21 protein-coding genes are annotated in these 21,045 nt (G+C 59.1%); 8 read left to right on the forward strand and 13 right to left on the reverse strand.

What is annotated here, in order from left to right; translation table 11 throughout:
• Positions 1-111 precede the first annotated feature (111 nt).
• Positions 112-1,626 carry a PLP-dependent aminotransferase family protein gene (locus BWI76_RS26380; RefSeq protein ID WP_064343292.1) on the forward strand — a complete coding sequence of 505 codons (1,515 nt, stop codon included), beginning with the start codon at positions 112-114 and terminating at the stop codon, positions 1,624-1,626.
• 31 nt (positions 1,627-1,657) lie between these two features.
• Here the strand turns inward: BWI76_RS26380 and rpoH are convergent, their stop codons facing one another.
• The 4 genes from rpoH to ftsY form a co-directional block, all read right to left on the reverse strand.
• The gene (gene rpoH / locus BWI76_RS26385; RefSeq protein ID WP_004133023.1) at positions 1,658-2,512 is read right to left on the reverse strand and encodes an RNA polymerase sigma factor RpoH; all 855 of its coding nucleotides are present in this window, start codon (positions 2,510-2,512) and stop codon (positions 1,658-1,660) included.
• A 256-nt stretch (positions 2,513-2,768) separates the two neighbouring features.
• Positions 2,769-3,827: a permease-like cell division protein FtsX gene (gene ftsX / locus BWI76_RS26390; protein ID WP_024359812.1), complete on the reverse strand. Its 1,059-nt coding sequence runs from the start codon at positions 3,825-3,827 to the stop codon at positions 2,769-2,771.
• Complete coding sequence (gene ftsE, locus BWI76_RS26395) at positions 3,820-4,488, reverse strand: cell division ATP-binding protein FtsE (RefSeq protein WP_004106557.1); 669 nt, start codon at positions 4,486-4,488, stop codon at positions 3,820-3,822. Before ftsE ends, ftsX begins: the two co-directional genes overlap by 8 nt.
• Positions 4,489-4,490: 2 nt before the next feature.
• Entirely contained in the window at positions 4,491-6,005 is a 1,515-nt protein-coding gene (ftsY, locus tag BWI76_RS26400) for a signal recognition particle-docking protein FtsY (protein WP_049130724.1), read from the reverse strand.
• Between the two features lie 192 nt (positions 6,006-6,197).
• Between ftsY and rsmD the strand changes: the two genes are divergently transcribed.
• Both rsmD and BWI76_RS26410 read left to right on the forward strand, forming a co-directional pair.
• Entirely contained in the window at positions 6,198-6,794 is a 597-nt protein-coding gene (gene rsmD, locus BWI76_RS26405; protein ID WP_004133018.1) for a 16S rRNA (guanine(966)-N(2))-methyltransferase, read from the forward strand.
• The gene (locus BWI76_RS26410) at positions 6,784-7,062 is read left to right on the forward strand and encodes a DUF1145 family protein (RefSeq protein ID WP_004126191.1); all 279 of its coding nucleotides are present in this window, start codon (positions 6,784-6,786) and stop codon (positions 7,060-7,062) included. Before rsmD ends, BWI76_RS26410 begins: the two co-directional genes overlap by 11 nt.
• A gap of 14 nt (positions 7,063-7,076) precedes the next feature.
• On the opposite strand, the gene BWI76_RS26415 is transcribed toward BWI76_RS26410, so the two are convergent.
• Positions 7,077-7,436, reverse strand: coding sequence for a DUF2500 domain-containing protein (locus BWI76_RS26415; RefSeq protein WP_004133016.1), 360 nt, complete (start codon positions 7,434-7,436; stop codon positions 7,077-7,079).
• Positions 7,437-7,578: 142 nt separating this feature from the next.
• Here BWI76_RS26415 and BWI76_RS26420 point away from each other — a divergent pair, with 142 nt between their 5' ends.
• The gene (locus BWI76_RS26420) at positions 7,579-8,205 is read left to right on the forward strand and encodes a lysoplasmalogenase (protein WP_004126194.1); all 627 of its coding nucleotides are present in this window, start codon (positions 7,579-7,581) and stop codon (positions 8,203-8,205) included.
• A gap of 78 nt (positions 8,206-8,283) precedes the next feature.
• Positions 8,284-10,488 carry a Zn(II)/Cd(II)/Pb(II) translocating P-type ATPase ZntA gene (gene zntA / locus BWI76_RS26425; RefSeq protein WP_049100308.1) on the forward strand — a complete coding sequence of 735 codons (2,205 nt, stop codon included), beginning with the start codon at positions 8,284-8,286 and terminating at the stop codon, positions 10,486-10,488.
• A gap of 211 nt (positions 10,489-10,699) precedes the next feature.
• Here the strand turns inward: zntA and tusA are convergent, their stop codons facing one another.
• Entirely contained in the window at positions 10,700-10,945 is a 246-nt protein-coding gene (tusA, locus tag BWI76_RS26430; RefSeq protein WP_004134789.1) for a sulfurtransferase TusA, read from the reverse strand.
• Between the two features lie 166 nt (positions 10,946-11,111).
• Here tusA and BWI76_RS26435 point away from each other — a divergent pair, with 166 nt between their 5' ends.
• A complete protein-coding gene (locus BWI76_RS26435; protein WP_004126198.1) occupies positions 11,112-11,777 on the forward strand; it encodes a 7-cyano-7-deazaguanine/7-aminomethyl-7-deazaguanine transporter in 666 nt (221 codons plus the stop codon).
• Positions 11,778-11,850: 73 nt separating this feature from the next.
• Positions 11,851-12,408 carry a DcrB family lipoprotein gene (locus tag BWI76_RS26440; RefSeq protein WP_004126200.1) on the forward strand — a complete coding sequence of 186 codons (558 nt, stop codon included), beginning with the start codon at positions 11,851-11,853 and terminating at the stop codon, positions 12,406-12,408.
• On the opposite strand, the gene BWI76_RS26445 is transcribed toward BWI76_RS26440, so the two are convergent.
• Positions 12,409-13,629, reverse strand: coding sequence for an MFS transporter (locus BWI76_RS26445; protein WP_004134787.1), 1,221 nt, complete (start codon positions 13,627-13,629; stop codon positions 12,409-12,411).
• A 132-nt stretch (positions 13,630-13,761) separates the two neighbouring features.
• On the opposite strand from BWI76_RS26445, the gene BWI76_RS26450 reads away from it, so the two are divergent.
• The gene (locus BWI76_RS26450) at positions 13,762-14,811 is read left to right on the forward strand and encodes an AI-2E family transporter (protein WP_004134785.1); all 1,050 of its coding nucleotides are present in this window, start codon (positions 13,762-13,764) and stop codon (positions 14,809-14,811) included.
• Here the strand turns inward: BWI76_RS26450 and arnF are convergent.
• The 6 genes from arnF to arnC are packed head-to-tail and all read right to left on the reverse strand — an operon-like array spanning position 14,808 to position 21,045.
• Positions 14,808-15,191: a 4-amino-4-deoxy-L-arabinose-phosphoundecaprenol flippase subunit ArnF gene (arnF, locus tag BWI76_RS26455; RefSeq protein ID WP_004134783.1), complete on the reverse strand. Its 384-nt coding sequence runs from the start codon at positions 15,189-15,191 to the stop codon at positions 14,808-14,810. The two genes, BWI76_RS26450 and arnF, sit on opposite strands and share 4 nt — an antisense overlap.
• Complete coding sequence (gene arnE, locus BWI76_RS26460) at positions 15,191-15,529, reverse strand: 4-amino-4-deoxy-L-arabinose-phosphoundecaprenol flippase subunit ArnE (protein ID WP_004134781.1); 339 nt, start codon at positions 15,527-15,529, stop codon at positions 15,191-15,193. Before arnE ends, arnF begins: the two co-directional genes overlap by 1 nt.
• Positions 15,526-17,181, reverse strand: coding sequence for a lipid IV(A) 4-amino-4-deoxy-L-arabinosyltransferase (gene arnT, locus BWI76_RS26465; RefSeq protein WP_004134779.1), 1,656 nt, complete (start codon positions 17,179-17,181; stop codon positions 15,526-15,528). The genes arnE and arnT overlap by 4 nt, the downstream gene beginning before the upstream one ends.
• Positions 17,181-18,083: a 4-deoxy-4-formamido-L-arabinose-phosphoundecaprenol deformylase gene (gene arnD, locus BWI76_RS26470; protein ID WP_004134777.1), complete on the reverse strand. Its 903-nt coding sequence runs from the start codon at positions 18,081-18,083 to the stop codon at positions 17,181-17,183. The genes arnT and arnD overlap by 1 nt, the downstream gene beginning before the upstream one ends.
• Complete coding sequence (arnA, locus tag BWI76_RS26475) at positions 18,080-20,065, reverse strand: bifunctional UDP-4-amino-4-deoxy-L-arabinose formyltransferase/UDP-glucuronic acid oxidase ArnA (protein ID WP_004134775.1); 1,986 nt, start codon at positions 20,063-20,065, stop codon at positions 18,080-18,082. Before arnA ends, arnD begins: the two co-directional genes overlap by 4 nt.
• The gene (arnC, locus tag BWI76_RS26480; RefSeq protein ID WP_004134773.1) at positions 20,062-21,045 is read right to left on the reverse strand and encodes an undecaprenyl-phosphate 4-deoxy-4-formamido-L-arabinose transferase; all 984 of its coding nucleotides are present in this window, start codon (positions 21,043-21,045) and stop codon (positions 20,062-20,064) included. The genes arnA and arnC overlap by 4 nt, the downstream gene beginning before the upstream one ends.

Raw genomic sequence — 21,045 nt, forward strand, 5'->3', positions numbered from 1 at the left:
TCTCCTGTCATGTGTGTCACGTTATCGCAACAAATCCGAAACTATGTCGTTTATTTACACAGGATTTGGCCCTATAATCGAGTACCAATTCAGATTATCTGAGGGATCCAATTGCGTTCGCTCATCGCAGACCTGGTGCTGGTCAGATTGCAGAAAGAAACCGATCCGCTCCTGCACAAGCGCCTTTACAAGGCGATTCGCCACGCCATTCTGGATGGTTCTCTGCCGCCCCATAGCCGCCTGCCGCCGTCGCGGGATCTGGCGGGGGAGCTGAGAATGTCACGCAACACAATTTTAACAGTTTATGAACAACTACTGGCCGAGGGGTACGTCGTGTCCCGTCGCGGCAGCGGAACATTCGTCGCGAAAACGCTGCCCGATATGTTCCTTCCCGTCTGCAGCGCCAGTGAAAGCAGCCCGGCGCCGGCAACCAGCGCGCCTATCTCCCGGCGCGGCCAGCATCTGCTGGGACAGGTCAGCGCCAGCCCGCGTCAGTGGGGGGCGTTTATCCCCGGTGTACCGGACGTCAACGCGTTTCCCCATCCGCTGTTCAGTAAAATCCAGGCGCGTATCAGCCGCCGTCCAAAACCGGAACAGCTCAGCTACAGCTGTAACGGCGGAACGGCCGAGCTACAGCACGCGTTGGTGGACTATCTGAGAGTAGCGCGCGGCGTTCAGTGTCAGGCAGATCAAATTCTTATCACCGAAGGGATCCACCAGGCTATCGACCTGATCACCCGCATGCTGTGCGACCGCGGCGATCTCGCCTGGGTGGAGGAGCCGTCCTACTGGGGCATTCGCCATGTGCTGGCGATGAATGAAGTGCGGGCCGAGCCCGTGGTGGTTGATGCCAGCGGCCTGTGTCCGCCCGAAAGCATAGCCGAAGCGCCGCGGCTGATCTTCGTGACGCCGTCCCATCAGTATCCCCTCGGCGCGGTAATGAGCCTTGAGCGCCGACAGCGCCTGCTCACGCTGGCCCATCAGCACGGCAGCTGGATTGTGGAGGATGATTACGACAGCGAGTTTCGCTTTTCCGGCCAGCCGATCCCGGCGCTACAGGGCTTAGTCGCCGAAGCGCCGGTGGTCTACGTCGGGACGTTCAGTAAGACGCTCTACCCGGGGCTGCGGCTGGGCTATGTCGTGCTGCCTCGTCCGCTGGCGGCCGAACTCAAAAACGCCCATGCCGAGCTCTATCGCGGCGGCCATTCGCTTATCCAGCTGGCGCTGGCGGAATTTATCAACGCCGGTCATTACTCGGCGCATATTCGCCGCATGCGCCTGCTCTACAGCCGCCGTCGCGTCTTTTTGACCGAGCTGATTGAGCGGCACTGCGGGCCGCACGCGCTGTCGGACTTCAGCGATAATGCCGGACTGCATCTGATCCTGAATTTGCCGGATGAGGCGGATGACGTGGCGATTGCCCGCGATGCCAACGCACGCAATATTTTAGTGCGTCCGCTGTCGCGCTATTACCTGACAACGCAACGCAAGAAAGGGCTGTTGATGGGTTTTGCTTCGCAGCCGGAAACGCAGATGGAGCCGGCGTTCAACATCCTGCTTGCGTGCCTGAAAATGCACTGCCCGCAGGCGCTGGCGGAGGCAGAAAAACAAAACGCCCCAACGTAATGTGGGGCGTTATCGGGGACTGGCGCTCAGATTAGGCTTCGATAGCGGCGCGCAGTTTTTTCATGGCGTTCTTTTCAAGCTGACGTACACGTTCAGCCGACACGCCGTAGCGGTCCGCCAGCTCCTGCAGCGTGGACTTGTTGTCTTCGTCCAGCCAGCGGGCGCGGATGATGTCCTGGCTACGTTCGTCAAGACCCTGCATCGCGTCGGTCAGCTTGTTCGCCGCCTGCTCTTCCCAGTTATCGTCTTCGATGCCGTCGGCAAAGTTAGACGATTTATCCTGCAGATAGAGCACCGGCGCCATCGGCTGGCTATCGGACTCATCATCCGAAGACATGTCGAAGGTCATGTCCTGCGCCGCCATACGTGACTCCATCTCACGCACGTCTTTGCTCGACACGCCCAGCTCGCGGGCGACCATTTCGACTTCGTCCTGGTTGAACCAGCCCAGACGCTGCTTGGTTTTACGCAGGTTAAAGAACAGTTTACGCTGCGCTTTCGTGGTCGCGACCTTCACGATACGCCAGTTACGCAGCACGTATTCATGAATTTCCGCTTTGATCCAGTGCACGGCGAAGGAAACCAGACGCACGCCCACTTCCGGGTTAAAACGGCGCACGGCTTTCATCAGGCCAATGTTGCCTTCCTGAATCAGATCCGCCTGCGGCAGGCCATAGCCCGAGTAGTTACGAGCAATATGAACAACAAAGCGCAGGTGAGACAGGATCAGCTTTTTCGCTGCTTCCAGATCGCCCTGGTAATGCAGCTTTTCAGCAAGCTCCCGCTCTTCATCAGCCGATAACATCGGCCAAGTGTTAGCAGCCCGGATGTACGATTCCAGGTTACCAACGGGGGCTAAGGCTAAAGTTTGCATATCTTTGGTCATTCAAATCCTCTCAATCGATATCTTCTGGCATCATTCTGTCCTCACAACGGAGCAACAAACATGCCAGCATTGATGAGCAACGAGAATATCACTCACATTAGTATCAGACAGTGATTTTATCCACAAGTTCCATGCAATGATGTGAATAGATTACGCACAAAATGTGACATGGTTATGAAGTTTAGGGAAGCGTCAACAGGGACTCTTTCCCTGCAGAGAGATATTCAGTGCAGGGAAAGATTATACCAGATTTTTATTACTCGGGAGTAAAGTGACGTAAATGTTGAACGGTTGCCAGCCAGGCGGCGACCCAGCCAATCATTGAGCAAACAATCAGCATCAGGAGACACTCGTCAAAGCCTAAGCCGCTGAGTTCAAACTGCGTCCCGAACACTTTCGCCACTTCGGTGACCGCCGACGACAGGCGCATGACCATAATCTCCGACAGGATCAGCGACAGAAACGCGCCGGAGAACCCCAGCAGCGCCCCGCCGTAAAGGAATGGACGCAGAATAAAACCATCCGTCGCGCCAATCAGTTTCTGCACGTTAATGGTATCGCGACGGGCGAAGATGCTCAGACGCACGCTGTTGCCGATGACCAGGAAGACCGCCGCCACCATCAGTACGCCGATCATCGCCGACACGCGTCCGACCAGCCCGGTTAGCGACGAGAGGCGCGCAAACCAGCTGTCATCCATACGCACTTCATCAACGCCCTGAACGTGGCTCACGCGGTCGCGCAGCGTGTTCAGCGCCTCAACGCTCTGGAAATCAATCTTAGGCACCACGATCGCTACCGCCGGCAGCGGGTTCTCTTCCAGCATATCCAGCGCGCCGCCAAAGCCAGACCAGTTGCGGAATTCGCCAAGGGCTTCATCACGCGACAGATAGTTGACCTTCTCGACGCCCTGCTCCGCCTGCAGCTGGCCGACTACCCGCGCAGCGGCATCGTCATCCAGCGTTTTCTCCAGATAGACGGTGATTTGCGGCGTAGGGTAATATTGCGACGCCGCGGTGCTGACGTTTTTGTAAACCATGTAGCATACGCTCGGCAGGGTCAGCGAAATGGCGATCACCATCACCGTCAGGAACGTCGCCAGCGGCGTACTTTTCAGATCCTGTATCGCGCCGTGCCAGGCGTAGCGCACCTGCTCATTGAATACGTTGCTCTTGCGGGAAGCCGGATTCGGCGCCGCTTTTGGCCGTTTCGACGCATTGCGTCCGCCGCTACCGCCCGCCCCGCCCGCATTGCGGAAACGGTCGAATCGATTGCCGAATCGGCGAATGTGGTTCATTGCCTCGCGCTTATTCACCGATATGGCCTCCATGCATATGCCCCTCGCTGAGGGACAGGACGCGGTACGGACGACTGGAGATAAGCCCCAGGTCATGCGTCGCCATCAGTACCGTCACCCCAACGCGGTTAAACTCTTCAAACAGACGTAAGATCCCTTCCGACAGCGCTTCGTCGAGGTTACCGGTCGGTTCATCCGCCAGTAGGACCGCGGGTTTGTTCACCACCGCGCGGGCGATGCCCACGCGCTGTTGTTCACCGCCTGAAAGCTGAATCGGCAGGTTTTTCGCTTTGTCCAACAGCCCGACTTTATCCAGCGCCGCCGAGACGCGACGACGGATATCATCGCCGCTGGCGCCGGCGATAATCAGCGGGATCGCCACATTATCGTAAACGGTACGGTCCATCAGCAGATGGTGGTCCTGGAAAATCATGCCAATCTGACGGCGCAAAAACGGCACCTCGCGGCTCTTCAGGCGGCTGATATCATGGCCGCCGAAGAGGATTTTGCCGGCGCTGGGCCGTTCGATACCGCAGATAAGCTTCAGCAGGGTACTTTTCCCCGCGCCGGAATGGCCGGTCAGAAACGCCATCTCGCCCGCCTGCAGGTGGAAAGTCACCCCCTGCAGCGCTTGTCTCCCACCGAGATAGGCTTTGCTGACTTGTTCAAAGCGAATCATTTTTAATCCTCTCGGGCAAAAAGTGCCTCAATAAAGTCGCCCGCATTAAACGGACGCAGATCTTCAATACGTTCGCCAACACCGATGTAGCGAATCGGAATACCGAACTGATCGGCAACCGAGAAGATAACCCCGCCCTTGGCGGTACCATCCAGCTTAGTCAAGGTGATACCGGTCAGTCCAACCGCTTCGTGGAACAGTTTGGCCTGGCTAATCGCGTTCTGCCCTGTGCTGGCGTCAATGGTCAGCATAACTTCATGCGGCGCATCGACATCGAGTTTTTTCATGACGCGGACAATCTTCTTCAGTTCTTCCATCAGGTGCGATTTATTCTGCAGACGGCCCGCGGTATCGGCAATCAGGACGTCAATATTGCGCGCCTTCGCCGCCTGGATGGCATCGAAAATGACCGATGCCGAGTCCGCGCCGGTATGCTGGGCAATCACCGGAATATTATTACGCTGCCCCCAAACCTGGAGCTGCTCAACCGCCGCCGCGCGGAAGGTATCGCCCGCCGCCAGCATCACCGACTTGCCCTGCTGCTCGAACTGACGCGCCAGCTTACCGATGGTGGTGGTTTTACCGACGCCGTTGACGCCGACCATCAGAATCACAAACGGCGTTTTGCCTTCTACGTTCAGCGGCTCATCCACTTTCGCCAGGATATCGCCCATCTCTTCTTTCAGCAGGCCGTACAGCGCCTCGGCGTCGCGCAGCTGCTTACGGCTGGCGTCGTTGGTCAGATTAGTGATGATCTTACGCGTGGTCTCCACACCGACGTCGGCAATCAGCAGCTGCTCTTCCAGCTCTTCAAACAGATCATCGTCGATTTTCTTACCGCGGAACAGACTGATAAATCCGGAACCGAGGTTTTGTTTGGTTTTCACCAGGCTGCGTTTGAGGCGGGCGAAGAAACCTTCTTTGGTCGGTTTTTCCTGCTCTAACGGCGTCACGACGGTTTCGTCCGGCACCACCTCCACGGCGTTTTCCGCCGCATCGGCTGCCGCCAGAGCCTGCGCTTCCAGCTCTTCATCGCTGATATCGGCTTGCGCATCCGCTAACGGTTCGCCTGCTTCGGCATCTTCGACAACGGCTTCTTCAATCACCGCTTCCGGTTCGGCAATCACCGCTTCCGGCGTCTGCTCAGCGACGGCTTCAGCCGCGACCGGCTCGGCAATGACCTCTTCAACCAGCGGCTCAGCGACAATTTCTTCAACCGCAGGCTGCTCCACAACCTCTTCAACGACCGGAGATTCGACAACCGCCTGCGGTTGTTCGCTCTCAACGACCTGCTCGGTCACCTCAACCACCTCGGCGGCAAAGGCTTCGGCGTCCGGTTTCTCCGTCGCAGGCGCGTCGACCGTTTGCGGCGCAGCGGCAGGCGCTTCGCTTTCCGCGGACGGTTCTGCAACCTCTTGCTGGGCTTCTACTTTTTGTTCTGTTTCGCTTTCCTGCGCCTGTTCTTTTTGGCCAAAGCCCAGCCAGGAAAAGAAGCCACGTTTTTTGTCTTTCGCCATTTGCGACTACACTCCTCGCTGTTAATTCATGGCACAGCTTCGGCCAGTTGGTAGCGGAAGCTGAAAAATGATGAAATTAGTCGGATAGTCTACCACTTAACTTAACTCGCATCACCGCCCCCGGATTAAGGTTTCGTCAACCGCTGCCGATCGTTAGAATAGCAGCCCGGAAGTTGAGACTTGAGCAAAGAGATGAAGAAACCAAACCACGCAGGCAGCGGCCAGATCCGTATTATCGGCGGGCAATGGCGGGGCCGTAAATTACCGGTGCCGGAGAGCCCGGGTCTGCGCCCGACCACCGACCGGGTACGCGAAACGCTATTTAACTGGCTGGCGCCATCGATCGTTGACGCGAGCTGCCTCGACTGCTTCGCCGGCAGCGGCGCGCTGGGCCTTGAAGCCCTCTCCCGCTACGCGGCCAACGCCACGCTGCTGGAAATGGAACGCGGCGTCGCGCAGCAGCTGCAAAAAAACCTGGCGACCCTCAAAGCCAGCAACGCTAAGGTCGTGAACACCAATACTTTAGCGTTTCTCGCTCAGGCGGGCGCGCCGCACGATATCGTGTTTGTCGATCCCCCGTTTCGTAAAGGGCTGCTTGAAGAAACGCTGAAACTGCTGGAAAACAACGGCTGGCTTAGCGATGAAGCGCTCATCTACATCGAGAGTGAAGTCGAAAACGGTTTACCGCCGGTGCCGATGAACTGGCACGTCTATCGTGAAAAAGTGGCCGGACAGGTCGCCTACCGTCTCTATCAACGAGAGGCCCAAGGAGAAAACTATGCTGATTAATTTTGGCCGCTTGCTGATGCTGTGCGTGTGGGCGTTTTTATTGCTGAATCTGTTTCAACCGTTCCCAAAGCCGCTGAATATCTTCGTTAACGTGGCGCTAATCTTTATGATTCTGATGCACGGCCTGCAGCTGACGCTGCTCAAGGCGACGCAGACGAAAGAGATGCCGCCGCTGGGGCGCTTCGAGCAGGTCCGTATTTTCATCTTCGGCGTGTTCGAACTGGTCGCCTGGCAGAAAAAGCTCAAGGCGACCCTGAAGAAGAAGTAATGCCCGGAAAAGGTTCAGGGATCTGGCGCAAAGCCCATAAACCGCGAACCTTTATAGCTCAGGACGCCTTTATCGCCGACGCTTAACGCATGATACTGCGGCGCCTGCAGACGAAAAACCATTTCCATCCCGCCGCTTACCGGCCTGAAGCTGGCTTCGTAACGCATCTCGCTGCCGGCAGGCGTCACCGTCTGCTGGCGTGAACGGCGATCGTTAATCACCTTCTCCCGCTTATTGCTCACCACCACCCGTTTTTGCAACAGCGGCGCGGCGTCGTTCTCCATTTTTTCCCGGCGCTGCTGCGCATAACGATACGATGCGGCAACCGCAATGATGGCAACGGCAACCATAAAAAACAGCGGAACTTTACTCATTCACCTTGCCCCCAGGAATTATCAGGAATAAGCATACTGTGGCTTGATTATCATTGTCATCTTCCTCTGCAAACCACTACACTGAGATTCAGTACTGTAAGTACAATCACTTACTTAATGATAACAGATACAGGGACTTACTATGCTTTGGTCATTTATTGCTGTCTGTTTCTCCGCATGGCTTTACGTCGATGCGTCCTATCGTGGGCCTGCCTGGCGTCGCTGGGTGTTTAAACCCGTCACGCTGATCCTGCTTCTGTTACTGGCCTGGCAAGCGCCGATGTTTAACGCCATCAGCTACCTGGTGCTGGCCGGGCTTTGCGCTTCGCTGGTCGGCGACGCCTTGACCCTACTGCCCCGACAGCGGGTGATGTACGCCGTGGGGGCGTTCTTTCTCTCCCATCTGCTCTACACCATCTGGTTTGCCAGCCAGCTGACGCTATCGTTCTTCTGGCCGCTGCCGCTGGTGCTGCTGATCCTCGGCGCGCTGCTGCTGGCCATCATCTGGACGCGGCTGGAAGAGATGCGAATGCCGGTGTTTACCTTTATCGCGATGACGCTGGTGATGGTCTGGCTGGCCGGCGAGCTGTGGTTCGCTCGCCCGACGGACACCGCGCTGTCCGGCTTCGTTGGCGCCGCGTTCCTGCTGCTCGGCAACGCGGTCTGGCTCATCAGCCATTATCGCCGCCGCTTCCGCGCTGACAACGCGATCTCCTCGGCGTTTTACTTCGCCGGGCACTTCCTGATCGTCCGCGCGCTCTATTTGTAATTAAGCGCTTGACTCTGGAGTCGACTCCAGAGTGTATCCTGCGGGTAATGAGAAAATTATCATTACCCGGAGGGTCCTATGTCGGCTCCAGAATCGCAGGATAAAAAAGTCCCACACTTCTCATCGTTAAAATTTACCCCTGCCGCGCAGCCTGCGGAAAGCTGCTGCGCAGACCACGCCTGCAGCAGCGAAACCACCGCTGAAAACGACGCGCTGAGTCATGCACGCTTTAGCTGGCTGGTAGAAGGTATGGATTGCGCGGCCTGCGCCCGCAAGGTCGAAACCGCCGTTCGCCAGGTGCCGGGAGTGAGCCAGGTTCAGGTGCTGTTCGCCACCGAAAAGCTGCTGGTCAACGCCGAGGGCGACGTTGGTCCGCAGATCGAAAGCGCCGTGCGCGCCGCGGGCTACCAGCTGCGGGATGAAAACGCGCCCCGGACAGAGGACGCCACCTCGTGGCTGCGCGAGAATCTGCCGCTCATCACCCTCGTCGCCATGATGGCGCTCAGCTGGGGGCTGGAGCAGTTTAACCCTCCTCTGGGCGAAATCGCCTTCATCGCAACCACCCTTGTCGGCCTGTGGCCGGTCGCCCGGCAAGCAATACGCCTGATCAAAAGCGGAAGCTGGTTCGCCATCGAAACTCTGATGAGCGTCGCAGCCATCGGCGCGCTGTTTATCGGCGCCACCGCCGAAGCGGCGATGGTGCTGCTGCTGTTCTTAATCGGCGAACGCCTTGAGGGTTGGGCCGCCAGCCGCGCGCGTCAAGGCGTCAGCGCGTTGATGGCGCTGAAACCCGATACCGCAATCCGCGTGCGCGACGGCGTACGCGAAACCGTAGCCCAGCGCGACCTGCGCCCCGGCGACGTGATTGAAGTGGCCGCCGGGGGCCGTCTGCCCGCCGATGGCCAGCTGCTCTCGCCCTTCGCCAGCTTCGATGAGAGCGCGCTAACCGGTGAATCCGTACCGGTGGAGCGTAACGCCGGGGAACGCGTGGCGGCCGGCGCCACCAGCGTCGATCGTCTGGTACAGCTGACGGTGATCTCCGAACCGGGCGACAGCGCCATCGATCGCATTCTTAAGCTGATTGAAGAAGCGGAGGAGCGCCGCGCGCCGATTGAGCGCTTTATCGATCGCTTCAGCCGCATCTATACCCCGGCGATTATGGTCGTCGCGCTGCTGGTAGCCATTGTTCCGCCGCTGCTGTTTGCCGGCGCATGGCTGCCGTGGATCTATAAAGGTTTAACGCTGCTGCTGATTGGCTGTCCGTGCGCGCTGGTGATTTCTACCCCGGCGGCGATCACCTCCGGGCTGGCGGTGGCGGCGCGTCGCGGCGCGCTGATTAAAGGCGGCGCGGCGCTGGAGCAACTGGGCCGCGTGCGCCAGGTGGCGTTTGATAAAACCGGTACCCTGACCATCGGCCAGCCGCGCGTCACCGCGGTGATGGCGACCACGGACATCGGCGAAAACGATCTGCTGGCGCTGGCGGCCGCCGTGGAGCAAGGCTCCAGCCACCCGTTAGCCCAGGCCGTCGTACGTGAGGCGGAGCAGCGTCAGCTGGTGATTCCGCCGGCCAGCGGCCAGCGCGCGCTGGCTGGCTCCGGCATTGAGGCGCAGGTCGAAGGTCGTCAGGTGCTGATTTGCGCCGCCGGGAAAAATAACGATCCGCAGTACGATGCACGTATTCAGCAGTTGGAGAGCGCCGGGCAAACCGTGGTGCTGGTGATGCGCGATGAGACGCTGCTGGGGATTCTGGCGCTGCGCGATACGCTGCGCGACGATGCCCGCCAGGCGGTGGATGAACTCCATCAGTTAGGCGTTCAGGGAGTGATACTGACCGGCGACAATCCGCGCGCGGCGGCGGCCATCGCCAGCGAGCTGGGGCTGGCGTTCCGCGCCGGGCTGCTGCCCGCGGATAAAGTGCAGGCGGTGATGGCGCTCAACGCCGAGTCGCCGCTGGCGATGGTCGGCGACGGAATCAACGATGCGCCGGCGATGAAAGCGGCGACGATTGGCATCGCCATGGGCAGCGGCACCGATGTCGCCCTGGAGACCGCCGATGCGGCATTGACCCATAACCGTCTGACCGGGCTGGCGCAGATGATTTCGCTGGCGCGCGCCACCCACGCCAATATCCGGCAGAACATCGCCATCGCGCTGGGTCTGAAGGGCATTTTTCTGGTCACCACCCTGCTTGGCCTGACCGGCCTGTGGCTGGCGGTGCTGGCGGATACCGGGGCGACGGTGCTGGTCACCGCTAACGCGCTGCGGCTGTTGCGTAAGAAATAGTATCTACCCGGGCTACAGGTTCGTGCCGTCTGGTTTTTTGTCGCCCGGATAAGGCATCAGCCGCAATCCGGGATATCTCTGGCGGCGAGCGCTGCATTCTTTCCCCGGGGGCGGCGCTTGACGCGCCTTGCCCGGGCTACAGGTTCGTGCGGTCTGGTTTTTGTAGCCCGGACAGGTGCGCAGCACCGCCTCCGGGAAGACGTACCCAGACTCAGTGGCTTTTACGGATCAGGTAGCGGTACGGCAGCGCCTCGGTTTGCTGCGCCAGCAGCTCATGCTCCATAAAGCGGCAGAAACCGGGAATATCGCGGGTCGTCGCCGGATCGTCGGCCACGATTAGCAGCGTCTCGCCCACCGGCATCGTACGCACGGTCTTGCGCACCATCATCACCGGTTCCGGGCAACGAAGCCCCTGCGCATCAAGCATATGGTCAGGGCTGGAGAAAAGTTCGCTCATTTTCATCTCACATTAACAAAACGGCCCTAGTTTACCCCCAGTTCGCCAGTACGCAAGCCAGGTTAACGTTTGCGCGAAAAACAAGCATTGCAATACGCTCGCAACGCAGTATCATGCAGCCGTTTTTATTGGGTTCCCTCACCCCAACCACTAAAAAGGTCACAATATGAGTCCGTTTACTACCGTACAGCGTAAAAAAGCGCTGATCTGGCTATCGCTATTCCATCTGCTGGTCATCACTTCCAGTAACTACCTGGTGCAGCTGCCGATCTCCATCTTTGGTTTTCATACCACCTGGGGCGCGTTCAGCTTTCCGTTTATTTTCCTCGCCACCGATCTGACGGTGCGGATTTTTGGCGCTCCGCTGGCGCGACGCATTATCCTCGCGGTGATGATCCCGGCGCTGCTCATCTCCTACGGGGTTTCCGCGCTGTTTTATATGGGCGAGTGGCAGGGCTTTGCCGCATTAACCAGCTTTAATCTGTTTGTCGCCCGTATCGCCGCCGCCAGCTTTATGGCCTACGCGCTGGGGCAGATCCTCGACGTCCACGTCTTCAACCGCCTGCGTCAGAACCGCCGCTGGTGGCTGGCGCCCACGGCATCCACCCTTTTCGGTAACGTCAGCGATACGCTGGCCTTCTTCTTTATCGCCTTCTGGCGCAGCCCGGATCCGTTTATGGCGGCGCACTGGGGTGAAATCGCCATCGTCGACTACTGCTTCAAGGTGCTGATTAGCATCGTATTCTTCCTGCCGATGTACGGCATGTTGTTGAATATGCTGCTGAAAAAGCTGGCAGATAAATCTGATTTATCCGCATTGCAGCCAGGTTAAGAGTACTCACGAAACGATGTGATAAGATAAGCGAATGAGCCGTTAATGGCCGTTTATCGAAAGGAAGATGTCAATGCGCAATTTGGTTAAATATGTCGGTATTGGCCTGCTGGTTGTGGGTCTTGCGGCCTGTGATAACAGCGATACAAAAACGCCGACTGCCGGGGCGGCTGCGGAAAGCAACGCCAGCGGGCAACCTATTAGTCTGCTGGATGGCAAACTGAGCTTCTCCCTGCCTGCCGGTATGACCGACCAGAGCGGCAAGCTGGGCACCCAGGCCAACAATATGCACGTCTATTCTGACGCCACCGGCCAGAAAGCGGTGATCGTGATTGTTGGCGACAGCACCAATGAAGATCTGGCCGTCATGAGCCAGCGTCTGGAAGAGCAGCAGCGCAGCCGCGACCCGCAGCTGCAGGTCGTGAGCAATAAATCCATTGAGATCAAAGGCCACACCCTGCAACAGCTGGACAGCATCATCTCCGCCAAGGGCCAGACCGCCTGGTCTTCCGTCCTGCTCGGTAAGGTTGATGACAAACTGCTGACGCTGCAGATCACGCTGCCAGCGGATAATCAGCAGCAGGCGCAGACCGAAGCGGAAAACATTATCAACACCCTCGTCATCCAGTAACTACTGGCCTGACGCCGCGGCCTCCGGTTCACCGACCGGGGGCCGTTTTTTTAACCGCCATCCCAGCAGCAGCGCCACCGCGACCAGCCCCGCCGTCGCGAGATAGATCGATGAAATGCCCGCCCACGCCATCAGCAGCCCGGCAAGCGGACCGGTGATCCCCAGCGAGAGATCCATAAATACCGTATAGGTCGCCAGCGCCGACCCCTGATTTTGCTGCGGCACGGCCTTCACCGCCACCACCCCAAGCGCCGGGAACACCAGCGAAAAACCGGCTCCGGCAAAGAAAGTGCCTATTTTCGCCATCAGCGGCGTCTCCGCCAGGCCCACTAACAGCAGCCCAATAATTTCGACGACAAAACAGAGCATCGCCACGTTCAGCCCGCCAAGGCGGTTAATTCCGTTGGGGAACAGCAGACGAGTGCCGACAAAGGCGCAGCTAAACAGCGTCAGGGCGAAGGCCGCGCCGTCCCAGCCTTTGGCATCATAAAACAGGGTGATAAAGGTGGCGATAACGCCAAACCCCGCCGAAGCCAGGGCCAGCGCCATACCGTAGAGCCAGACGCGCCCCAGCACCGCGCGAAACGACATCGCTTTGCCCCTGCCCGCTTTCACCGCCGCCCGCGGCAACGCGCACAGCACCGCCACCAGCGCCACCGCCATAATGGTCAACGCCAGCCCGTGCAGGCCAATCAGCGAGTAACAGAGCACGCCGAGCGGTGCGCCCATCGCCATCGCTCCGTAGGTGACAATGCCGTTCCAGGAGATAACCCGCCCGATATGCAGCGAACCGACTACCCCGACGCCCCACAGCGTGGAGCCGGTTCCCGCGAAGCTCTGCCCAATGCCGAGAATTATGCGCCCAAGGCATAGCAGCGCCAGGCTCACAGCGGGCAAGTCGCCGAAGAGCGCCGCCAGCAGATAGCCGAGTCCGCTCAGAAAGCAACCGCACAGGCCGAAAACGACGATCTTTTTTGGCCCCAGCAGGTCGGCGTAACGCCCGGCGTGCGGGCGGCTGAGCAGCGTAGCGAAGTACTGGAGGCTAATCACCAGTCCGGCCCAGAAGGCGCTAAACCCCATCACATCATGCACATAGCCGGGCAACACCGCCAGCGGCAGGCCAATGGTCAGATAGCTGGCAAAGTTAAACATCACGACAGAGACAATCCGCAGATTGAGGCGCAATCCATTGAGCGCCGGTTCGGCGACGGTTTCGGGCATCGGGTTCCACCAGATTTTTACTACTGTGTTTCATTTCTACCACGCCACACGTTATAAATCAGCAGCCAGATTAGGATTCCTGGCAGCAAGCCAGCCGCTACACTTAATGAAAATCATAGAAAGGAACCGTGAATGACAACCCCTCAGCCCGATAAAACGGGTATGCATATTCTGCTTAAACTGGCGTCACTGGTGGTGATCCTCGCCGGGATCCATGCCGCGGCAGATATCATCGTGCAGCTATTACTGGCGCTGTTCTTCGCCATTGTCCTCAATCCGCTGGTCACCTGGTTTATTCGCCGCGGCGTGCGTCGCCCGGCAGCCATTACTATCGTGGTGGTGGTGATGCTGATCGTGCTCACCGCGTTAATTGGCGTACTGGCCGCATCGGTTAACGAATTTGTCGCCATGCTGCCAAAATATAATAAAGAGCTGACGGCAAAAGTTCTGCGGCTGCAGGAGGCGCTGCCGTTTTTGCATATTCACATGTCCCCGGAGCGTATGCTGCAACGCATAGACTCTGACAAGCTGATGACGTTCACGACCACCCTGATGACCGGGCTCTCTGGCGCTATGGCCAGCGTCGTTCTGCTGGTGATGACGGTGGTGTTTATGCTTTTTGAAGTCCGTCATGTGCCTTATAAACTCCGCTTTGCCCTCAACAACCCGCAGATCCACATCGCCGGTCTGCACCGGGCCTTAAAAGGCGTTTCGCATTATCTGGCGCTGAAAACGCTGCTTAGCCTGTGGACTGGGGTGATTGTCTGGTTAGGGCTGATGCTGATGGGGGTTCAGTTTGCGCTGATGTGGGGCGTGCTGGCTTTTCTGCTGAACTATGTGCCTAACATTGGCTCGGTGATTTCCGCCGTTCCGCCTATGGTCCAGGCGTTACTTTTTAACGGTTATTATGAGTGTCTGATGGTCGGCGCGCTCTTTTTAGTCGTGCACATGATCATCGGCAATATTCTCGAACCCCGCATGATGGGCCATCGGCTGGGCATGTCTACGCTGGTGGTTTTCCTCTCGTTGCTGGTCTGGGGATGGCTGCTTGGCCCAGTGGGAATGCTGCTGTCGGTACCGTTAACCAGCGTATGTAAAATATGGATGGAGACCACCAAGGGCGGCAGTAAATTAGCCATCCTGCTCGGGCCCGGACGCCCCAAAAGCAGGCTACCGGGCTAGCCCTGCCGCTTCACCGGCCAGAAGATCGTCAGCACCCCGGCGACAATCAGCAGCACGCCCAGCAGCGATTGCCAGTGGAAAGGCTCATGCCAGCCGGGGAGCCAGATGGCGGCGGCCCAGACCAGGATATAGCTCAGGCTCAGCAGCGCGTAGGCTTTCGCCAGCGGCAGTTGATGCAGGGCGAAGTACCAGCAGACCATCGATAGCAGGTAACCCATAAGCCCGAACGTCAGGCCAAACGTGCCCGCCCGCAGATGCAGCAGATGGTTGAGGAAGGTGAATATCTCTGTCAGCGGCGGGAGTTCGACCATCGCGCTGCGCAGCAGCAGCTGCGCGCCGCTCGCCAGGCCGACGCTGAATAACGCCCAGATTAAGCCCATCAGATACGGCTCCCCAGAATAACAATCCCGACGACGATCAGCCCCACGCCAAGCCAGTGGCGGCGCGCGACCGGCTCGCGCCAGATCCCCCACGCCGCCAGCGTCACCCAGACAAAGTTCAGGCTCAGCATAGGGTAGGCGATACTGACCGGGATTGACTGCAGCACGCTAAGCCACAGCAGCATACTGCAGCCGAGAGCGAGCAGCGCTAAACCCAGCCAGCCGAGGATATGGCGCCCGCGCCGCCCGGATTTGGACGGGCGGGTGGCCTGTTTCTGGCACAGCTGTCCGGCGCAGCTCAGCAGGCTGGCGAAAACCAGACAGATCCACACGCTCATTGCGGCAGGTACTGGATAAACACCACGCGCCCCAGCTCGTAGAAGCTGTCCGGTTTCGGTAGCGCTAAATCAGCCATACTTTCTCCTTTGTCCATCAGCAGAACCAGCGAGACGGGTCCCTGCTGGCGGTGCGTCGCCAGCCAGTCAGCAAAATGCGCCTGATCGACAAACTGGTGCTGCGCGTCCGGCCAGGAGAGACCGTACTTCAGCTCGCCCTGCTTGTCGAACAGAATGATATCGCTGCGCTTGAGCTCCCACGACAGCCCGCCGGCGATACCGACGTTATTGGTCAACACGTAGCGGCTCGGCGTCAGCGATTCGCTGACGATATCCACCAGAAACTGCGGCTGCTTGCTGTCGATCACCCGATCCGGGATAGCGAAGCCCACCAGCAGCGCCAGCCCGAGCGGGCAGCAGGCGGCGAGGGTCCAGCGGCGGCCGTTATCCTTCATCGCCAGCCAGCCCATCAGCGCCCACCAGCCAAATATCAGCGCCGCCAGCAGGCACTTATACAGCTCAATGTGGCTCCATACCGGCTTGTGCATAAAGCCCCACGGCGAAACCACCAGCACGGCGACCAGGCCAATCAGGCCAAAGGCCAGGTTGATCGCGCCGTTAATTTTCAGCGCTTTCACCCCCGCCTTCGCCGCATCCAGCGCGTAGCGCGCCATCAGAATCGACAGAGGAGCAAAACAGGGCAGGATGTAGGTCGGGAGCTTACCCTTAGCAATGCTGAAGAACAGCAGCGGCATCGCCACCCATCCGAGCAAATAGAGCGCACCGCGCGCCTCATCGCGCTCGGTCCAGCCGCGCTTGAGCGCCCCCGGCAGCAGCGCCAGCCACGGCAGGCTGCCGGCAATCAGGAACGGAATGTAGTACCAGAACGGCGCTTTATGCTGGGCATCTTTTTCCGCGAAACGCTGGATATGCTCCACCCAGAAGAAGTAGCGCCAGAAATCCGGCTCGCGTTTGGCGATGGCGAGCCCCCACGGCAGCACCACCAGCGCGCAGACGCCCACCGCCAGCCAGCCGTAAGTCAGCACTTCGCGCCAGCGCTTACGCGCAATCACCCACGGCAGCACTCCGACCACCGGCACCGCCAGCGCAAGGAAGCCTTTGGTCATCACTCCCATCCCGCAGGCCACGCCGAGTAAAACATAGCCGAAAATTTTACCGCCGTGGCTTTGAGCCTGCGTCGCGCCCCAGAAGCTGCACATCGCCAGCGCCATCCACATGGTGATCATCGGGTCGAGCACCGCGTAGGTGCCGATACCGTAGACCAGCAGCGCGGTCAGGAAGATAACCGGCGACAGAATCGCGACGCGTTTATCGCGGAAAAGACGCCACGCCAGCCAGGCAACCAGCAGCGCGGTAACGGTAATCGAAAATACCACCCCAAAGCGGACGGCGAAATTATTGTGGCCGAATAGCCACTGGCCGATGCTGTTGATCCAGTAGCCGGCAATCGGTTTTTCAAAGTAGCGTAGCCCGAGGAAATGCGGCACCACCCAGTCGCCGGTCGCCAGCATTTCGCGGCTGATCTCCGCGTAGCGGGTTTCATCAGGCTGCCAGAGCAGGCGGAAGTTGAGCGGCAGTATATAATAGAGGACAAAAAGGGCGACCAGAGAGGCGCCGTAGCGAATGCTTTTCATCAAACACCCGAATTGAGTAATTGTTCACGTCCAAGCCAGCCTTCCCGGCCGGCCAGTTCACCACGAACCACCTTCCCTCGCGGCAGCGCGCTAAAATCGGCGGGCAGCAGCTGGCTTAGCGGGCAAAACTGGATCTCTTCCTGTGCGGCCATGGTCAGCAGTTCATCAAACTGATCCGCGAAAGCAATGCCCTCCACTTCAGCATGGATGGTATAGACCGGCGTCCCCGCGTCGCGGTGGATGCAGTCCAGCAGATAGCGGTTGAAGCCCGCAATATCCACCGCGTTTCCCACCGCTTCATCCCAGGTCGGTAAGGTCACCGGGATCTGCACGGTCCCCGGCGCGCCGTTCCCCAGCTGCGGCAGAAAAGGCCCGGTCCCCCGGCAGTCGCTGTTATAGAGGAAATCGAAAGCCTCTTTGGCTTTGATCACCCGCTGATCGGCGCGCCAGCCGGCAACGGCGGAACAGGTTACCGGGCGACCGATAATCCGCTCCAGCTCCAGCAGCCCGCGTTCAACCTCCAGCGTCAGCCTTTCCTGCGGCCAGACGCCGCTCCACGCCTGCCAGCTATAGTGATCCCAGGCGTGCAGGCCAACTTCATGCTCCTGCGCGGCGGCGCGGATAACCTCTTCATTCCCCGCGCCGATCCTGCGCCCTGGCCAGGCGGTGCCGGCCAGCAGGATATCCCAGCCGTACAGCGACGCGGCCTTTGAGCGCAGCATCTTCCACAGAAACTTCGGCTTTACCAGGCGCCAGATATGACGCCCCATGTTGTCCGGCCCGACGCTGAAAAAGAAGCTTGCCTGAATCCCGTGCTGGCTTAGCAGAGCCAGCAGTCGCGGGACCCCGTCCCGCGTACCGCGAAAGGTATCGACATCGATGCGTAAGCCGACCTGTTTCATGATTTGCCGCTGTCCGTCAGTTCAACCGTGCGCAGGAAGAAGTCCAGGGTATGTTCCACGGTCTCTTCCATTTCCACCGTCGGCACCCAGTTCAGGCAGCGCTTCGCGTTGCGAATGCTCGGCTTACGGTGTTCAACATCCTGGTAGCCTTTACCGTAGTAATCGCTACTTTCCACTTCGCGGAATCCGGCGAAAGGCGGGAAGCGGTCGCGCAGCGGATGGCGTTCAAAGCAGGCCAGCAGCATTTCCGCCAGCTCTTTGATACTCGCTTCGTTATCCGGGTTGCCGATGTTGATGATCTGCCCGTCGCAGCGGCCGTCCTTGTTCTCAATGATGCGGAACAGCGCTTCGATACCGTCGCTGATATCGGTAAAGCAGCGCTTCTGCTTACCGCCCTCAATCAGCTTGATCGGCGAACCTTCGACCAGGTTGAGGATCAGCTGGGTGATGGCGCGAGAGCTGCCGATGCGCGCGGCGTTGAGGTTATCGAGGCGCGGCCCCATCCAGTTAAACGGCCGGAACAGGGTAAACTTCAGGCCGTTCTTATCGCCGTAGGCCCAGATCACGCGGTCCAGCAGCTGCTTGGAGACCGAGTAGATCCAGCGCTGTTTGTTAATCGGCCCGACCACCAGGTTGGAGGTGTCTTCATCGAAGTTGTTGTCGGTACACATGCCGTACACTTCCGACGTCGACGGGAAGATGATGCGCTTATCGTATTTCACGCAGTCGCGGATAATCTTCAGGTTCTCTTCAAAATCCAGCTCAAACACGCGCAGCGGGTTGCGGGTATATTCGATTGGCGTGGCAATCGCCACCAGCGGCAGGACCACGTCGCACTTCTTAATGTGGTACTCGATCCACTCGGAGTGGATGCTGATATCGCCTTCAACAAAGTGGAAGCGCGGGTTGTCGAGGAAGCGGCTGATGGCGTCGGAGCCAATATCCAGGCCGTAAATCTCGTAGTTGTCGTCCTGCAACAGACGCTCGGTCAGGTGGTTACCGATAAAGCCGTTCACCCCGAGGATCAGCACGCGGGTGCGGCGCTTAATCGCCACCACCGGTTTGCTGCTCAGCACCGCGCCGGCAACCAGGCCCAGCGCCTGCGCCAGCTGGGTACCCTGCATATAAACGCCGCGCTCGGTCTGCCCGGTAACGATTTCTAACGCCCCTTCCTGACAGGCGACGACCAGCGGCGCAACGGAGAGCACCGTCCCCGCTTTGGCGGCGGCCAGATCGTGGCGCACGCGTGATTTCCAGACGATAAACTTGTTTGCGCCGGCGTAGCCGAACGCGCCCGGCCACGGATCGGAAACCGCGCGGACGAGGTTGTGCAGCGTCTGGGCCGAACGTTCCCAGTCGAGGCGACCGTCTTCCGGCGTACGGCGACCGACGTAAGTCGCCTGGCTTTCATCCTGGACGCGCTCTTCGGTTTTACCGTCGCGGATGGCGGGCAGCGCCTGAGCCAGCAGATCCGACGCTGCGGCGCAGAGTTTACGGTGCAGCGCCAGCGCCGCGTCATCCGCGCCAATCGCTACGCTTTTCTGCGCCACGATATTGCCGGCATCGGCGCGGTTAACCATACGGTGCAGCGTCACGCCGGTTTCGCTTTCGCCGTTCACCAGCACCCAGTTCAGCGGCGCGCGGCCGCGGTATTTCGGCAGCAGTGAACCATGCAGGTTAAAAGCCCCCTGCGGCGCAATATTCAAAATGTCATCGCACAGCAGGTTGCGATAATAGAACGAGAACAGCACGTCCGGTTTTATCTCGCGGATACGTTCGATCCACAGCGGATGATTCACATCTTCCGGCGCCCATACCGGGATGCCTTGCTCAGCGGCGATACGCGCCACGGAGCCAAAGAAATGGTTTTCGCCAGGGTTATCCGGATGGGTAAAAATAGCGGCGATGTCATAACCGGCGTCCAGCAGAGACTGAATACCTGCACAACCCATATCGTGATAAGCGAAGACTACGGCTTTCATGAACGATCTTCCTCTTGAGATGCCGTTTCCGGCTGGCGAACAACACGTTGAATAAAGTAGCGGGGGCGGGCGCGGACATCGTTATAGATGCGGCCGATATACTCCCCGAGCAGGCCCATCCCGACGAACTGGGCGCCGATAAACATGAACAGCACCGCGAACAGCATGAACACCCCTTCTGCCGCCCACTGGGGACCAAACACCAGACGCAGCACCACCAGCATCAGGCCGAAGGCAAAGCCCAGCAGGGCGATAGCGCTGCCGAACAGGCTCAGCAGGCGCAGCGGCGTGGTGGTCAGGCAGGTCACCAGGTCGTACATCAGGTTAATCAGGCGCATAAAGCTGTATTTGGAGTCGCCGAATTCGCGCTCGGCGTGCATCACCGGGATCTCAACCGCCCGGCGGGCAAAAGTGTTTGCCAGAATCGGGATAAAGGTACTGCGCTCATGGCAGTTAAGCATCGCGTCGATGATATGGCGGCGATAGGCGCGCAGCATGCAGCCATAGTCGCCCATCGCTTTACCGGTGGTGCGCTGGATCAGGCGGTTGATCATCTTCGAGGCGCTTTTACGGAAGAAGGTGTCCTGACGGTTCTGGCGCACGGTACCGACCACGTCGTAGCCCTCGTCGGCCTTCTCGACCAGGCGCGGGATCTCTTCCGGCGGGTTTTGCAGGTCGGCGTCAAGGGTAATGATCAGGTCGCCGGTAACGTGGCTGAAGCCCGCCATAATCGCCGAGTGCTGGCCGTAGTTGCGGTTCAACAATACCGCTACCACGTGGCTGCCTTCGGCCTCGGCGGCTTCGGTGAGCATCCGCGCCGAGTCATCGCTGCTGCCATCGTCGACCAGCAGAATTTCATACTGCCGACCGAGCGTCGCGCAGGCGGTATCGGTACGGCGGATAAGCTCCGGCAGGCTCTCCTGCTCGTTATAGACAGGAATGACGACCGAGACCTTTTTCACGGGAGGATAGCTAAACAT

It is taken from the genome of Klebsiella sp. M5al, from assembly GCF_002090195.1.
Lineage (GTDB): Bacteria > Pseudomonadota > Gammaproteobacteria > Enterobacterales > Enterobacteriaceae > Klebsiella > Klebsiella grimontii.

Coding starts and splice junctions, on each gene's coding strand:
- tusA (WP_004134789.1), bottom strand. CDS start 10,945: ATGAGCGAACTTTTCTCCAGCCCTGACCATATGCTTGATGCGCAGGGG.
- BWI76_RS26415 (WP_004133016.1), bottom strand. CDS start 7,436: ATGAGTAAAGTTCCGCTGTTTTTTATGGTTGCCGTTGCCATCATTGCG.
- rpoH (WP_004133023.1), bottom strand. CDS start 2,512: ATGACCAAAGATATGCAAACTTTAGCCTTAGCCCCCGTTGGTAACCTG.
- BWI76_RS26445 (WP_004134787.1), bottom strand. CDS start 13,629: ATGCCCGAAACCGTCGCCGAACCGGCGCTCAATGGATTGCGCCTCAAT.
- arnA (WP_004134775.1), bottom strand. CDS start 20,065: ATGAAAGCCGTAGTCTTCGCTTATCACGATATGGGTTGTGCAGGTATT.
- arnE (WP_004134781.1), bottom strand. CDS start 15,529: ATGAGCGTGTGGATCTGTCTGGTTTTCGCCAGCCTGCTGAGCTGCGCC.
- arnF (WP_004134783.1), bottom strand. CDS start 15,191: ATGGGCTTAATCTGGGCGTTATTCAGCGTCGGCCTGGCGAGCGGCGCG.
- BWI76_RS26410 (WP_004126191.1), top strand. CDS start 6,784: ATGCTGATTAATTTTGGCCGCTTGCTGATGCTGTGCGTGTGGGCGTTT.
- arnT (WP_004134779.1), bottom strand. CDS start 17,181: ATGAAAAGCATTCGCTACGGCGCCTCTCTGGTCGCCCTTTTTGTCCTC.
- ftsY (WP_049130724.1), bottom strand. CDS start 6,005: ATGGCGAAAGACAAAAAACGTGGCTTCTTTTCCTGGCTGGGCTTTGGC.
- BWI76_RS26435 (WP_004126198.1), top strand. CDS start 11,112: ATGAGTCCGTTTACTACCGTACAGCGTAAAAAAGCGCTGATCTGGCTA.
- zntA (WP_049100308.1), top strand. CDS start 8,284: ATGTCGGCTCCAGAATCGCAGGATAAAAAAGTCCCACACTTCTCATCG.
- rsmD (WP_004133018.1), top strand. CDS start 6,198: ATGAAGAAACCAAACCACGCAGGCAGCGGCCAGATCCGTATTATCGGC.
- arnC (WP_004134773.1), bottom strand. CDS start 21,045: ATGTTTAGCTATCCTCCCGTGAAAAAGGTCTCGGTCGTCATTCCTGTC.
- arnD (WP_004134777.1), bottom strand. CDS start 18,083: ATGAAACAGGTCGGCTTACGCATCGATGTCGATACCTTTCGCGGTACG.
- BWI76_RS26420 (WP_004126194.1), top strand. CDS start 7,579: ATGCTTTGGTCATTTATTGCTGTCTGTTTCTCCGCATGGCTTTACGTC.
- BWI76_RS26450 (WP_004134785.1), top strand. CDS start 13,762: ATGACAACCCCTCAGCCCGATAAAACGGGTATGCATATTCTGCTTAAA.
- ftsE (WP_004106557.1), bottom strand. CDS start 4,488: ATGATTCGCTTTGAACAAGTCAGCAAAGCCTATCTCGGTGGGAGACAA.
- BWI76_RS26440 (WP_004126200.1), top strand. CDS start 11,851: ATGCGCAATTTGGTTAAATATGTCGGTATTGGCCTGCTGGTTGTGGGT.